Raw genomic sequence first — 14,478 nt, 5'->3', positions numbered from 1 at the left:
GGCGACCCGCTGAGGATAAATCAGCGGGTCAGAAATTTAAATTTTAAGAACCGAGCGCATCTTCAAGGAAGGCTGCGAGCTGTTCAAGATGCTTGGACATCAGACCTGTTGCAGGCGATGCGGCAGCCGGACGGCCTGCATAGCGGGCACGCGGATATTTCGCATCAATATGCGCCAGAACCCATTCCAGATAAGGTTCAATGAACGACCATGCGCCCATATTCTTCGGCTCTTCCTGACACCAGACGATTTCTGCACCGCGGAAACGGGACAGTTCGTTGATGAGGGCTTTTGCCGGGAACGGATAAAGCTGTTCAACGCGCAGCAGGTAGATATCGTCGATACCGCGTTTTTCGCGCTCTTCGTAAAGGTCGTAATAGACTTTACCGGAGCAGAGAACCACGCGACGGATCTTGGCATCTTTCTGCAGCTTGATCGGCTGATCCTTGAGATATTGCGCATCATCCCACAGCAGACGGTGGAACGTGCTGTCTCCGGACAGTTCGCTCAAGGAAGAAATCGCACGCTTGTGACGCAGCAGAGATTTCGGTGTCATCATGATCAACGGCTTGCGGAAGTCGCGTTTCATCTGACGACGCAGAATGTGGAAGTAGTTTGCCGGTGTCGTAACATTGGCAACCTGCATATTATCTTCCGCGCAAAGCTGCAGATAACGTTCCAGACGTGCTGACGAATGTTCAGGACCCTGACCTTCATAGCCGTGCGGCAGAAGGCAGACGAGACCGGACATACGCAGCCACTTGCGCTCACCTGAAGAGATGAACTGGTCGAAAACAACCTGAGCACCGTTGGCGAAGTCACCGAACTGGGCTTCCCACAGCACGAGTGCGCGCGGATCTGTCAGCGAGTAACCATATTCGTAACCGAGCACGGCTTCTTCCGAAAGCATCGAGTTGATGGCTTCGTAGATCGCCTGACCCTTCTGAAGGTTATTCAGCGGGATATAGCGGCTCTGATTTTCCTGATCGTAAAGAACAGTGTGACGCTGTGAGAATGTACCGCGTTCCACGTCCTGACCGGAGAAACGGATCGGGTGGCCTTCGAGAGACAGCGAACCGAATGCCAACGATTCAGCTGTTGCCCAGTCAATGCCTTCACCGCTGTCGATCATCTTTGAGCGATTGTCGAGGAAGCGCTGAATGGTGCGGTGTACGTTGAAGCCTTCAGGGGTTTCGGAAAGTTTCTTACCGATTTCCTTGAGGGTTTTCGCCGGTACGCCGGTTTTACCGCGACGCTGTTCATCAGCATTGTCAGCTGTGCGCAGACCTGCCCATGCACCGTCGAGCCAGTCGGCTTTATTCGGCTTGTAGTTCTGGCCGGCTTCAAATTCTGTTTCCAGCTTGTCGCGCCAGTCAGCTTTCATCTGGTCGATGTCAGCCTGAGTCAAAAGACCTTCGCCGATCAGCTTTTCACTGTAGAGCTGTACAGTGGTTTTGTGCTTGCGAATTTCTTTGTACATCAAAGGCTGTGTGAACGCAGGCTCGTCGCCTTCGTTGTGACCGAAGCGGCGGTAGCAGAACATGTCCACAACAACCGGCTTATGGAAGGTCTGGCGGAATTCGGTTGCAACTTTTGCAGCGAATACAACAGCTTCCGGATCATCACCATTGACGTGGAAAATCGGGGCTTCAATCATTTTCGCTACATCCGAAGGATATGGCGAAGAACGGGAGAAGGCCGGATTGGTGGTGAAACCGATCTGGTTATTGATGATGAAATGAACTGTACCGGCAACGCGGTGGCCGCGCAGACCCGAAAGGCCAAGGCATTCTGCAACAACGCCCTGACCGGCAAATGCCGCATCACCATGCAGCAGCAGCGGCATGACTTTAGCGCGTTCTGCCAAAGGTACAACTTCATCACGGGTGCGGCCGGCCAGCAGATCCTGCTTGGCGCGGGCTTTACCCATAACAACCGGATTAACGATTTCCAGATGCGAAGGGTTGGCTGTCAGCGACAGGTGAACGGAGTTGCCGTCAAATTCGCGATCCGAAGACGCACCCAGATGGTATTTAACGTCGCCTGAACCTTCCACATCATCCGGCGCATAGGAGCCGCCTTTAAATTCGTGGAAAATAGCGCGGTGCGGTTTGCCCATAACCTGAGAAAGCACATTCAGACGGCCACGGTGAGCCATACCGAAAATGATTTCTTTAACGCCCATGGAGCCGCCGCGTTTGACGATCTGTTCAAGGGCAGGGATCAGGGATTCACCGCCATCGAGACCAAAGCGCTTGGTGCCTTTGTATTTCACGTCGATAAACTGCTCAAAGCCTTCAGCTTCGATCAGTTTGGACATGATGGCTTTCTTACCTTCCGGTGTGAAAGCAATGCTCTTATTGGCGCCTTCGATGCGCTCCTGAAGCCAGGCTTTTTCAGCCGGATCAGAAATGTGCATGAATTCAAAGCCGATTGTCGAGCAATAGGTGCGCTTCAGGATATCGAGCATTTCGCGAACGGTCGCATATTCGAGGCCGAGCACGTTGTCGATGAAGATTTTGCGGTCAAAATCAGCCGGTGTGAAACCGTAATTTTCCGGAGCCAGTTCATTATGATCATCCGGCTTTTCGGAAAGGCCGAGCGGATCGAGATTGGCATGCAGGTGGCCGCGCATACGGTAAGCGCGGATCATCATGATTGCGCGAACACTGTCGCGTGCTGCCTGTGTAATTTCTGCTTCAGACAGAGCCGGTGCAGCAGCTGCAGCTTTGCCGCCTTTGCCTTTCAGCTTGTCTGTCATGTGTTTTTCAACATCTGCCCAGTTGCCGTCGAGAGCATTGGTGAGCTCATCTTTTGGCGTCACAGGCCAGCTGCTTTTTTCCCAGGATGCGCCGCGGGCATTTTCAATCACATCTTTCGGATTGTCACCGAGATTTGCGAAAAAATCGCGCCATTCTGCATTGACCGAATTCGGATCGGTTTCATATGCAGCATAGAGCTCCTCAATATAGTCGGCATTGCCGCCATAGAGAAACGAGGTCAGGGCGAAAACGTCATTGGCTTCTTCTTGCCGTGCCATTGTCCTTGCCGGAGTATCCACTCCGTCTCCTTATACCGGCCATACCGGAAAATCTTCCGGTCCCGTTTTAAGTTGCTGGTCTGTTGTCTCTGTTCTGAGAAATAGTGCGTTTGTACTGATTTCCAACAGAAACGGGCATAAGTTTTAGTCTAGTGAACCCGGTTCGGGGTTTGAGGCGTGCCATGAGCCACGAACCGGGCTTTTTAGAGGCAGTCACGCTGCGCGACTGCCAATATTCTTTTTAGTTCAAAGGGATTACCCCTGAGAGCTTCAACCCAAAGGTTTTAGCCTTTGAGAACTTCAACAAGAGTCTTGCCGAGCTGTGCAGGCGACGGGGAAACGCGGATACCGGCTTCTTCCATAGCTGCAATCTTGTCTTCAGCACCGCCCTTGCCGCCGGAGATAACAGCACCGGCATGACCCATGGTGCGGCCTTCCGGAGCAGTACGACCGGCGATAAAGCCAACCATTGGCTTCTTACGGCCGCGCTTGGCTTCGTCTTTGAGGAACTGAGCTGCTTCTTCTTCAGCCGAACCACCGATTTCACCGATCATAACGATCGATTTGGTGTTGTCGTCTGCGAGGAACATTTCCAGCACGTCGATGAATTCTGTGCCTTTAACCGGATCGCCGCCGATACCGACAGCAGTGGTCTGGCCGAGACCTTCATTGGAGGTCTGGAACACAGCTTCGTAAGTCAGTGTACCGGAACGGGAAACAACGCCGACCGAACCTTTTTTGAAGATATTGCCCGGCATAATGCCGATTTTGCATTCTTCAGGGGTCAGGATGCCCGGGCAGTTAGGGCCGAGCAGGCGTGATTTTGAACGTTCCAGACGTTCTTTCACGCGTACCATGTCCATAACCGGAATACCTTCGGTGATGCAGACGATGAAGCCGACTTCAGCTTCGATTGCTTCGATGATAGCATCAGCTGCGCCTGCAGGCGGAACGTAGATTACGGATGCGTCTGCACCGGTACGTTCTTTAGCTTCAGCAACAGTTGCAAAAATCGGCAGGTTTTCGCCCTTGGAACCTGTCCAGGTTTCGCCACCCTTTTTAGGGTGGATACCGCCGACCATCTGGGTGCCGTAATAGGCAAGAGCCTGTTCAGTGTGGAAAGTACCTGTCTTACCGGTCAGACCCTGAACGAGAATCTTGGTGTCCTTGTTTACAAGAATAGACATGGATCAATTTCCCTTCACTGCAGCAACGATTTTCTGTGCTGCATCGTCGAGATCGTCAGCTGAAATAACATTCAGGCCGCTCTCGTTGATGATTTTCTTGCCAAGCTCAACATTGGTGCCTTCGAGACGAACCACCAGAGGAACTTTAAGGCCAACTTCTTTAACAGCTGCGATCACGCCTTCAGCGATAACGTCGCATTTCATGATGCCGCCGAAGATGTTCACGAGAATACCTTCAACAGCCGGATCAGCAGTGATGATCTTGAATGCAGCTGTTACTTTTTCTTTGGTAGCGCCGCCGCCAACATCGAGGAAGTTTGCCGGTTCTGCGCCGTAAAGCTTGATGATGTCCATGGTTGCCATAGCAAGACCGGCACCATTGACCATGCAGCCGATATTACCGTCGAGGGCAACATAGGCCAGATCATGCTTGGAAGCTTCGATTTCTTTTTCGTCTTCTTCCGACAGATCGCGCAGTTCCTGAATGTCAGGATGACGGAACAGAGCATTGCCGTCGAAGGATACTTTGGCATCCAGCACGCGTACACGACCATTGGTCATGACGATCAGCGGGTTGATCTCCAGAAGGCTCATGTCTTTTTCAACAAAAGCTTTGTAGAGGATCGGGAACAGCTTCAGAGCGTCTTCACGGGCTTCGCCTTCGAGTTTCAGAGCATCGGCAAGCTTGGCATTGTCTTCATCGGTCACGCCTTTGGCAGGATCGATTGCAACATTGATGATCTTTTCCGGTGTTTCTTCCGCAACAGCTTCGATGTCCATTCCGCCTTCGGTGGAAACAACGAAAGCCGGACGGCCGACGGAGCGGTCGATCAGCAGGGAGAGATACAGTTCGCGGTCGATGTCCGCACCATCTTCGATGTAAAGACGGTTAACCTGCTTACCGGCAGGACCGGTCTGCTTGGTCACCAGAGTGTTGCCGAGCATTTCTTTAACGTTGGCAACAACTTCTTCGATGGATTTGGCAAGACGCACGCCGCCTTTAGCATCGGCTGGCAGTTCTTTGAACTTACCTTTACCGCGGCCGCCGGCATGGATCTGGCTCTTGACCACATAAAGCGGGCCAGGAAGGGTCTTTGCCCATTCTTCAGCCTGTTCAGCGGAGTAAACAGCCACGCCGTTGGCAATCGGTGCGCCGTAGGAGTGGAGCAGGCGCTTAGCCTGATATTCGTGAATATTCATCTGGTTGTCCTTTTAAGGGCGCTCCTGAAACCTGTGGTTTCAACTTGTGTTGATAGACAGGCTTCGTGATTTTTATATGAAGTTCCAGAGACCAGTTCGGGGCCACTTTGGGAAAAGCGCCCCGAAACATCCCAGAACTTGAATAAGGGAGCTTATTTCAGATTTGGTGCAATCGCGATGCAGGCGTCGCAAAGACCCTGAACTGCAGCAACTGATTTCTCAAATGCGGCCTGTTCTTCTTTGTCGAGCTGGATTTCGATAACCTGTTCAACGCCGTTCGCACCGATAATGGTCGGTACGCCGACATACATGTCTTTCACGCCGTACTGGCCGGTCAGCTGAGCTGCAACAGGCAGAACGCGGCGCTTATCCTTGAGGTAGGATTCAGCCATCTGGATAGCGGAAGAAGCCGGTGCATAATAAGCAGAACCGGTTTTCAGCAGGCCGACGATTTCAGCACCGCCGTCACGGGTGCGCTGAATGATCTTGTCGAGCTTGTCCTGTGTGGTCCAGCCCATTTTGACCAGATCCGGCAGAGGAATACCGGCAACAGTCGAATAGCGGCTGGAAGGAACCATAGTATCGCCGTGACCGCCGAGAACGAATGCGGTGACGTCTTCAACGGAAACGTTGAATTCTTCAGCGAGGAAGTAGCGGAAACGGGCGCTATCAAGCACGCCAGCCATACCGACAACTTTGTTTGCCGGCAGACCGGAGAATTTCTGGAGAGCCCAAACCATCGCATCAAGCGGGTTGGTGATGCAGATCACGAAAGCATCAGGGGCGTATTTGGCAATACCGGCGCCGACCTGTTCCATGACTTTCAGATTGATGCCCAGCAGGTCATCGCGGCTCATGCCCGGCTTGCGCGGTACACCGGCGGTAACGATAACAACATCTGCGCCTTCGATGGCGGCATAGTCATTGGCACCGGTGAACTTGGCATCGAAACCGTCAACCGGTGAGGATTCCGCGATATCGAGGCCTTTGCCCTGCGGGATACCTTCGGCGATATCGAACAACACAATGTCACCGAGCTCTTTGAGACCGGCCATATGGGCGAGCGTTCCGCCGATCATGCCTGAACCGATGAGAGCAATCTTATTGCGAGCCATGCTGGTTACTTCCCTGATCTAAAATCTAACTAAAACAGCTTTACCTCTGCTCGAGCTTTCCGATCGGTTACGCCCGCAGAGGCCATTACGCTGTATGGTCGATATGCCCGTTTTCAAAATAACTCAACTAATAATTTTGTATTTAAAGATTTCAATCGTTTAGCTAAATATGTTCTTACGTAAACGTAAGTCATTTTTGACAAAAACCGAAGTTTTTCCTGTTTCATATCATGAAATCAGGGAAAGGAATTTTACCGGAATTTTTGTCCGCTTACAGCTGATTTTTGTTTGTTCAGAATGGCTTACAGTCAGCCCGATTGCGGAATGCTTATTTGATGAATCATAAGTGCGCTTATGATTCCCCTGACTGGCATAAATTAGGCCATGATCGTCACAAAATAGTGACGATCAGAGAATTGGCCTGTGTTTCACCTGTTACTCAGGCTGTTGCCCGTATTGCAGCTGATTCATTTGTCTCAAATGCTTCAAGATATTCCGCACTCTGCATCTCAAAAAGACGCGATGCGGTACGGTCAAATTCAAAAGCTTCTGTGCCGCTGGAGGCACTATAGAGTTTGTCGGGTGTCGCTGCGGCAGAGATGATAACACGGGCGCGCTGGTCGTAAAGTGTATCCACCAGCAGAATGAAACGTTTGGCTTCATTTCTCTTGGCAAGATCCAGCACCGGCACATGATCGATAAACATAGTGCGGAAACGCGCCATGATCGCCAGATAGTCTGCAGCAGCCAGCGGTTTGGCGCAAAGTTCATCAAAAGTCACACGCACGGTTTTGCCGACAGTGCGGTTCAGATGAATGCTGCGGCCTTTGACCTTGATAATTTCTGCTGTCTCAATTCCGCCTTCCGTCAGAACATGCCATGCCTCATCCATTCTGGCATCTGTTTTGAGCCCGAGCGGTGTGAGATAGACCGGCTGGCGATCGAGCTTTTCAAGACGGTAATCCGTGCGGGAATCCAGATTGATTACATCTACACGGGTTTTGAGAATGCTGACAAAAGGCAGGAACAGCTGACGGTTGAGACCATTCGGATAGAGATTATCCGGTGCCACATTGGATGTGGCAACCAGCACCACGCCACGCTCGAACAGCGCTGAGAACAAACGCGACAGGATCATCGCATCGGCAATATCTGTGACGGTAAATTCATCAAAACACAGAACCCATGCCTGTTTTTCCAGTGCTTCAGCAACCGGCGGGATCGGGTCTTCCTGTTTGGTTTCACCTTTTTTGAAAGCCTGACGGTGAGCGTGAATGCGCTCATGCACATCAGCCATGAAATCATTGAAATGTGCGCGGCGTTTGCGTTCAACCGGCAGCAATTCAAAGAACATATCCATCAGCATGGTTTTGCCGCGGCCGACTTCACCATGAATATATAAGCCCTTGATCGGCTCAGCCACTTTTTTGGATTTGCCGAACAGCCAGCCCAAAGCACTGGATTTGCGCGAAAGGCGCTTGCTGCAAATTGCATCAATCAGAGCATCAAAGCGCTTTGCCAGAATTTGCTGCTGCGGGTCTGCTTCAATATCTCCGGCCATGGCCAGAGAGTCGTAGCGTTCTGATACGGACGGATAGGCTTTCAGCGTTTCATTGAAAGACATGACAACCTCATTCAGGCTCATTCAGGCGCTGTTCTATAAATGAAAAGCCGCAGATTGTGTCTGCAGCTTTTATAATTCTATAATGTCAGCAAGTTTTTAGCGGGACAGGCTGATCGGCTGGCCGCCGGAAGTCTGACCGTCAAAGCGGCCGTCAGCAGACGAATAGAGCGAAGCTACTGTGCCGCCATTTGCATCATAGAGAACCAGCTGCTTGCCGTTGACCGACCATGAGGACAGATTGGCGAGTTCACCCGGGCAACGCAGCGGACCCGCGCGGTAACCCTGACCGAATTTGGTCTGCGGGGTGGCAACTTTACAGCTCTGACCGGCAAGCGATGCATTCCACACACCGGCAACTTTGCCCGGTGTCAGGTCTACGGACGATGCAGGCGGCAGGCTGGCAACCTGTGTATTGCCCTGCGGCTGTGAATTCATATCATTCGGATTGGCCGGAAACTGCGATGCGTTGACATCATTCAGCGAGCCGGACTGAACCGATGTCGTCGGAGCAGGGCGCAAAGGAGCAGGCTGTGCCTGCGGGGGAGTGTTGCTGGCCATATTGTCAAAACGCGAACTCTGGCAACCGGCGAGAATGGTGGCAGCTGCAAGTCCGAGCAGGCCAATCTTAGAAACTCCCATACCCATCTCCTTGATAGTGTGGTTTCCGAAGCGGAATCTTTGAAACAGTTCCGTCCTCAGGTCAATATTGAGGCAAAATCCGCTGCACTTTAGACCATTTTGTAATCAAAAGGAATCATTGAACAAAAGGGAAATAAGTAGGATTGCACGATTTTACGGCTTCAGCCTTGTTTTAATCTGACAGGTTATGGCCTGACAATGTGAAAGCCTGTCTGGCAGCAAAATTTGAGCAGATTATGTTTTAAAGATAAACATATTTTACCGGCAGGCCAAGGCACGATCTGCCTCCAAGGCAGATTTCAGGCAAAAACGCATCACTGCTTTTCGAATCATTGGCACATATACTGGCAATTTGAGAGAAGTTCCGCCATATAGGCCTGTAAATGTATATCCGGAGTGCCTTGCGCAAAGTGTGAAGCGCTTTCAGGATGAGTTTTCAGGCAAAATCTTCGGATGCTGCCTGTTTTTCGTATCTCTGCGAACCGAATTTTGTCGATGTTCCGCATTAAGGCTGCTGATATGCCGTAACCGGAATATATCTTATAATTGTGAAACTATGTCTGTAGCTATGTCAGTTGATGCTGCTTTTGCCAAAATGAATGGCCTTGGCAATAAAATTATTGTGGCGGATATGCGCGGCCGGAGTGACCGGATCACGCCTGATGCTGCGCGCGCACTGAATGCTGATGCTGCGACCGGTTTTGACCAGATCATGGCGATCCATGATCCGAAAACGGCGGGTACGGATTATTATATCCGCATTATTAATTGCGATGGCAGTGAAGCGCAGGCTTGCGGCAATGGCACACGCTGTGTGGTGCAGGCACTTGCGGCGGAAACCGGCAAATCGCAATTTACCTTTGAGACACTGGCAGGTTTGTTGCTGGCCGAGGAACTGCCGGACGGCCAGATCCGTGTCGATATGGGCAAGCCGCGTTTCGAATGGCAGGCTATTCCGCTTGCAGAAGAATTTCGTGATACCCGCATGATCGAATTGCAGATCGGGCCGATTGATGCACCGGTGCTGCATTCGCCGTCTGTGGCTTCGATGGGCAATCCTCATGCGATTTTCTGGGTGGATCAGGATGTCTGGTCCTATGAGCTGGATAAGTTCGGGCCATTGCTGGAAAATCATCCGATCTTTCCGGAAAAAGCAAATATTTCTATCGCGCAGGTTACAGGCAAAGACGAGCTGACCATCCGCACCTGGGAGCGTGGTGTTGGTCTGACACGGGCTTGCGGCTCTGCTGCCTGTGCCGCTGGTGTATCGGCGGCACGCACACGCCGTACGGGGCGCAATGTAAAAGTCATTGTGCCGGGCGGGCCATTGCAGATCGACTGGCGCGATGATGATCATGTTTTAATGACGGGACCGGCTGAATGGGAGTTTTCGGGGCAGTTTGATCCGGCAACAGGTCTTTGGGCAAAAGACACAACAGCGGAAGGTGCCTGATTATGGCGGTTGAGGTTGTAACATTTGGCTGCCGGCTGAATACTTATGAATCCGAAGTGATGAAACGCGAAGCTGATGAGGCCGGTCTCGGCGCATTGGAAAACGGCGCGATTATTTTCAACACTTGTGCAGTTACAGCGGAAGCAGTGCGTCAGGCACGGCAAGCCATTCGTAAAGCACGTCGGGATAATCCGGAAGCCCGTATTATCGTAACCGGCTGCGCAGCGCAGACCGGTGCTGATGATTTTGCGGCGATGGACGAAGTTGATCTGGTTCTCGGCAATGAAGAAAAACTGAAATCCAATTCCTATCGCATGTTACCGGACTTTGGTGTGAACCAGTTCGAGAAGGTGCGCGTCAACGATATTATGGAAGTGCGCGAAACTGCCAGCCACATGGTGGACGCGATTGAAGGCCGTGCCCGTGCTTTCGTGCAGGTGCAGAATGGCTGCGATCATCGCTGCACTTTCTGCATTATTCCCTATGGCCGTGGTAATTCCCGTTCTGTCCCGATGGGCGGTGTGGTTGAACAGGTTAAGAGGCTGGTCGGTAACGGCTATGCGGAAGTGGTGCTGACCGGCGTGGACATGACCTCCTACGGGCCTGATCTGCCGGGGAATTTGCGCCTTGGCAAACTTGTGAAAACCGTTTTGGCGCAGGTACCGGATTTGCAGCGTCTGCGTCTGTCCTCGATCGATTCGATTGAGGCGGATGAAGACCTGATGGAAGCGCTGGCCAATGAAAAGCGCCTGATGCCGCATCTGCATCTCTCATTGCAGTCAGGGGATAATATGATCCTCAAGCGGATGAAGCGCCGTCATTTGCGTGATGACTCCATCCGTTTTTGTGAGGATGTGCGCAAGCTGCGTCCTGATGCCGTATTTGGTGCGGATATTATCGCTGGCTTCCCGACCGAAACGGAAGAGATGTTCCAGAATTCTATCCGTATTGTCGAAGAATGCGGCCTCAGCCATTTGCATGTTTTCCCTTACAGCCCGCGTGAAGGCACACCTGCCGCACGCATGCCGCAATTGCGTCGTGAGGTGATTAAGGAACGAGCTGCCCGTCTGCGTATTGCCGGTGATGCGGCTTATCGCCTGCATCTGGAAAGCCTCAAAGGCACTGTGCAGAATATTCTGGTAGAACGTGATGGCTTAGGCCGGACTGAAGGCTTTACACTGACTGGACTGGATACACAGGATCTGACAGCAGGACAGATTGTCAGCCGCGTGATCTCCGGTCATGATGGGGACAAGCTGCTGGCTGTTCCGCAAAATATCTGATTATCATTCGAAAATAAGAAGCGCTGTATTCATGGCTATGGGTTTTATAAAAAAGATTTTTTCTTTCGGCAAAAAGGAAGAAGCATCTTCCGCTCCGTCAGAGGAAGTCCTGTCGCCTTTAGCGGAAGAGGGCGCACCGGTTGCAGCAGAGCACACGCCTGTTGAGCCGCATCATGAGACTGTGCTGGAAAAGATCGAAGACCTGCTTTCCCAGCCGGTTATCCCTGATCCGGCGACGATTGAACTGACACCGGTTTATGATACGCCGGAGCCGGATGAGACCGACCTTGAAGAGAAGCTGCAGACGGAAGTGCCGCCTCACGAGACTTTTCTGGAAAAGGTTGAGGAACTGCTTTCCCAACCGGTGATTGCCGATCCGGCAACCATTGAGCTGACACCAGTCTATCCTGAAGCCGAGCCTGAAATTACCGATGCTGATGCGGAAGTGGTTCCTGCGCCAAAACCGGTAAAGGTGACAGTCAGCAAGTCGGTTGAGGCAAAACAGGAACCGGTAGTCGTTGAAGCCGAACCGGAAAAGAAACTGTCATGGTTTGAGCGGCTGCGCAGCGGTTTGTCGCGCTCTTCACAGCAGTTGGGCGACTCCATCGGCGGCATTTTCACCAAGCGCAAACTGGATGAAGATACACTTCAGGAACTGGAAGATGTGCTGATTCAGGCTGATCTTGGTCTGGAAACCGCAATGCGTATCACGGACAGCCTGTCTTCGGGTCGTTATGGCAAAGATATTTCGACCGATGAAGTGCGCCGCATTATGCGCTCCGAGATTGAAAAAGTGCTGGTTCCGGTGGCGAAGCCTCTGGAACTTGATCTGTCGCACAAGCCGCATGTCATTCTTGTGGTTGGTGTGAATGGTACCGGTAAAACCACAACAATCGGCAAGCTGGCTGCGAAACTGACCGCAGGCGGATTGAAAGTGATGCTGGCAGCAGGCGATACATTCCGCGCTGCAGCGATTGAGCAATTGCATATCTGGGGCGAGCGCACCGGTTCTCCGGTCGTATCCTCCAAGCTTGGTGCTGATGCGGCGGGTCTGGCATATGACGCATGGCAGCAGGCCAAAGATGCTGGCAGTGATGTGCTGATTATTGATACGGCAGGGCGCTTGCAGAACAAAGCCGAGCTGATGGATGAGTTGGCTAAAATTGTGCGCGTGCTTGGTAAACATGATCCGGAAGCGCCGCATACAGTGTTGCAGACGCTGGATGCTACCACCGGTCAGAATGCGCTTAATCAGGTTGAAATTTTCAAAAATATTGCCGGTGTGAACGGCTTGGTCATGACCAAGCTCGACGGTTCCGCACGCGGCGGTATTCTGGTGGCAATTGCCGCCAAACATAAATTGCCGGTCTATTTTGTTGGTGTCGGTGAGCAGATTGATGATCTTGAGCCGTTTACGGCGCAGGATTTTGCAGGAGCGATTGCAGGAGAAGCACGATGAACGATCATATTTTTGAGCGCGATCCGTCTGACCCGCAGCGCAAGGAAGTGCCGCCGCTGTTAAAACTGGCACTGGAACTTGGGCCTTTGCTGGTGTTCTTTTTTGCCAATTCGCGCGGTGAGTGGCTGGTTGAGCGTTTTCCGGTTCTGGCACAGATCGGTCAGCCGATTTTTATTGCAACTGCCTTGTTTATGGCCGCCACTGTGATTGCGCTGGTTGTATCATGGATCATGACACGCAGCCTGCCGATCATGCCGTTGGTTTCGGGTATTGTGGTGCTGGTTTTCGGCGCGCTGACCCTGTGGCTGCACAATGATACTTTCATAAAAATGAAACCAACCATTGTTAACAGCCTGTTCGGTGCGATTCTGCTGGGCGGTCTGCTGTTTGGCAAAGCTTTGCTCGGCTATGTCTTCGATCAGGCTTTCAAGCTGGATGCCGAAGGCTGGCGTAAGCTGACATTGCGCTGGGGTTTGTTTTTCTTCGTGCTGGCTGTGATTAATGAAGTTGTATGGCGGAATTTCCCGACCGATACATGGGTCACATTCAAAGTGTGGGGCGTCATGCCGCTGACTATTGCTTTTACAATGTTCCAGCTGCCATTGATTAAAAAACATTCTCTGGTGCCGTGGGGCACAGAAGATGACGCAGCATCGGCGGATAAAAAATAATCGGGAGCGAAACGGATGGCTCGTCTTGAAATTGAACAGTTCTATTGTCGCGAAGATAATTTCGGCGTTCTGATTCATGATCCGGAAACGGGGCTGACAGCATCAATTGATGCGCCGGAAGAACTGGCAATCCGTTCGGCTTTGGCGCGTCGCGGCTGGAAGCTCGATTATATTTTTACGACCCATCATCATCTCGATCATGTCGATGCGAATGAAGCATTGAAACGCATCTATGGTGCACAGATCACAGGACCCGCAGCGGAAAAGATTCCGGGTGCGGATCGTGGCGTGAAAGACGGTGACAAGTTTCAATTCGGCTCGTTTGAAGTGCAGGTGATTTCTACACCCGGTCATACGGCCGGAGAGGTGAGCTATTATCTGCCGCAGGCAAAAGTTGCTTTTACGGGCGATACATTATTCGCGCTGGGTTGCGGCCGCCTTTTTGAAGGCACACCGGCAGATATGTATGCATCGCTGCAAAAGCTGGCTTTGCTGCCGGTCGATACAAAAGTCTATTGCGGGCACGAATATACGCTGAATAATCTGCGTTTCGCGCTCGATGTTGACGGTACCAATCCGGCATTGAAAGAGCGCGGTCGTGAGATTGAGCGGCTGCGGGCGGAAGGTCTGCCGACCCTGCCAACCAGTATCGGGCTGGAAATGGCCACCAATCCGTTCTTGCGCGTGCATGACAGTGCAGTGCGCAAACAGCTTGGGATGGAAGATGCCAGCGAGTTGCAGGTTTTTGCGGAACTGCGTAAACGCAAAGATCATTTTTGACAAAAGCCGTTTGAGGCAAAGGTATAG

The 14,478-nt window shown here is 51.9% G+C and carries 10 protein-coding genes and 1 pseudogene; 5 read left to right on the top strand and 6 right to left on the bottom strand.

What is annotated here, in order from left to right; genetic code table 11:
* Positions 1 to 43: 43 nt before the first annotated feature.
* From LDL70_RS14930 to LDL70_RS14905, 6 genes are all read right to left on the bottom strand, one after another.
* Positions 44 to 3,040, bottom strand: coding sequence for a 2-oxoglutarate dehydrogenase E1 component (locus LDL70_RS14930; protein WP_225685452.1), 2,997 nt, complete (start codon positions 3,038 to 3,040; stop codon positions 44 to 46).
* 284 nt (positions 3,041 to 3,324) lie between these two features.
* A complete protein-coding gene (sucD, locus tag LDL70_RS14925; RefSeq protein ID WP_022712276.1) occupies positions 3,325 to 4,227 on the bottom strand; it encodes a succinate--CoA ligase subunit alpha in 903 nt (300 codons plus the stop codon).
* Between the two features lie 3 nt (positions 4,228 to 4,230).
* Positions 4,231 to 5,427, bottom strand: a complete 1,197-nt coding sequence (sucC, locus tag LDL70_RS14920) for an ADP-forming succinate--CoA ligase subunit beta (RefSeq protein WP_022712277.1) — start codon at positions 5,425 to 5,427, stop codon at positions 4,231 to 4,233.
* A gap of 152 nt (positions 5,428 to 5,579) precedes the next feature.
* Positions 5,580 to 6,542 (bottom strand): malate dehydrogenase, encoded by a 963-nt coding sequence (mdh, locus tag LDL70_RS14915; RefSeq protein WP_022712278.1) that lies wholly within the window; start codon positions 6,540 to 6,542, stop codon positions 5,580 to 5,582.
* Between the two features lie 439 nt (positions 6,543 to 6,981).
* Positions 6,982 to 8,166, bottom strand: a complete 1,185-nt coding sequence (gene zapE, locus LDL70_RS14910; protein WP_370637705.1) for a cell division protein ZapE — start codon at positions 8,164 to 8,166, stop codon at positions 6,982 to 6,984.
* Between the two features lie 96 nt (positions 8,167 to 8,262).
* Positions 8,263 to 8,805 (bottom strand): protease inhibitor Inh/omp19 family protein, encoded by a 543-nt coding sequence (locus LDL70_RS14905; RefSeq protein WP_028233952.1) that lies wholly within the window; start codon positions 8,803 to 8,805, stop codon positions 8,263 to 8,265.
* Positions 8,806 to 9,373: 568 nt separating this feature from the next.
* On the opposite strand from LDL70_RS14905, the gene dapF reads away from it, so the two are divergent.
* The 5 genes and pseudogenes from dapF to gloB all read left to right on the top strand — a co-directional run bounded on the left by dapF (position 9,374) and on the right by gloB (position 14,451).
* A complete protein-coding gene (dapF, locus tag LDL70_RS14900) occupies positions 9,374 to 10,258 on the top strand; it encodes a diaminopimelate epimerase (RefSeq protein WP_151158999.1) in 885 nt (294 codons plus the stop codon).
* Between the two features lie 2 nt (positions 10,259 to 10,260).
* Positions 10,261 to 11,541 carry a tRNA (N(6)-L-threonylcarbamoyladenosine(37)-C(2))-methylthiotransferase MtaB gene (gene mtaB / locus LDL70_RS14895; protein ID WP_225685448.1) on the top strand — a complete coding sequence of 427 codons (1,281 nt, stop codon included), beginning with the start codon at positions 10,261 to 10,263 and terminating at the stop codon, positions 11,539 to 11,541.
* A gap of 451 nt (positions 11,542 to 11,992) precedes the next feature.
* Positions 11,993 to 13,000 (top strand): annotated as a pseudogene (ftsY, locus tag LDL70_RS14890) (signal recognition particle-docking protein FtsY); the annotation flags it as partial.
* A complete protein-coding gene (locus tag LDL70_RS14885) occupies positions 12,997 to 13,671 on the top strand; it encodes a septation protein A (protein WP_022712285.1) in 675 nt (224 codons plus the stop codon). The pseudogene ftsY and the gene LDL70_RS14885, both read left to right, overlap by 4 nt.
* 15 nt (positions 13,672 to 13,686) lie before the next feature.
* Positions 13,687 to 14,451, top strand: a complete 765-nt coding sequence (gene gloB / locus LDL70_RS14880) for a hydroxyacylglutathione hydrolase (protein WP_075653897.1) — start codon at positions 13,687 to 13,689, stop codon at positions 14,449 to 14,451.
* Positions 14,452 to 14,478: the final 27 nt, after the last annotated feature.

The organism is Pseudochrobactrum sp. XF203 (assembly GCF_020341615.1).
Taxonomy (GTDB): Bacteria; Pseudomonadota; Alphaproteobacteria; order Rhizobiales; family Rhizobiaceae; genus Pseudochrobactrum; species Pseudochrobactrum saccharolyticum.
This window is presented reverse-complemented; position numbering and strand designations above follow the sequence as displayed.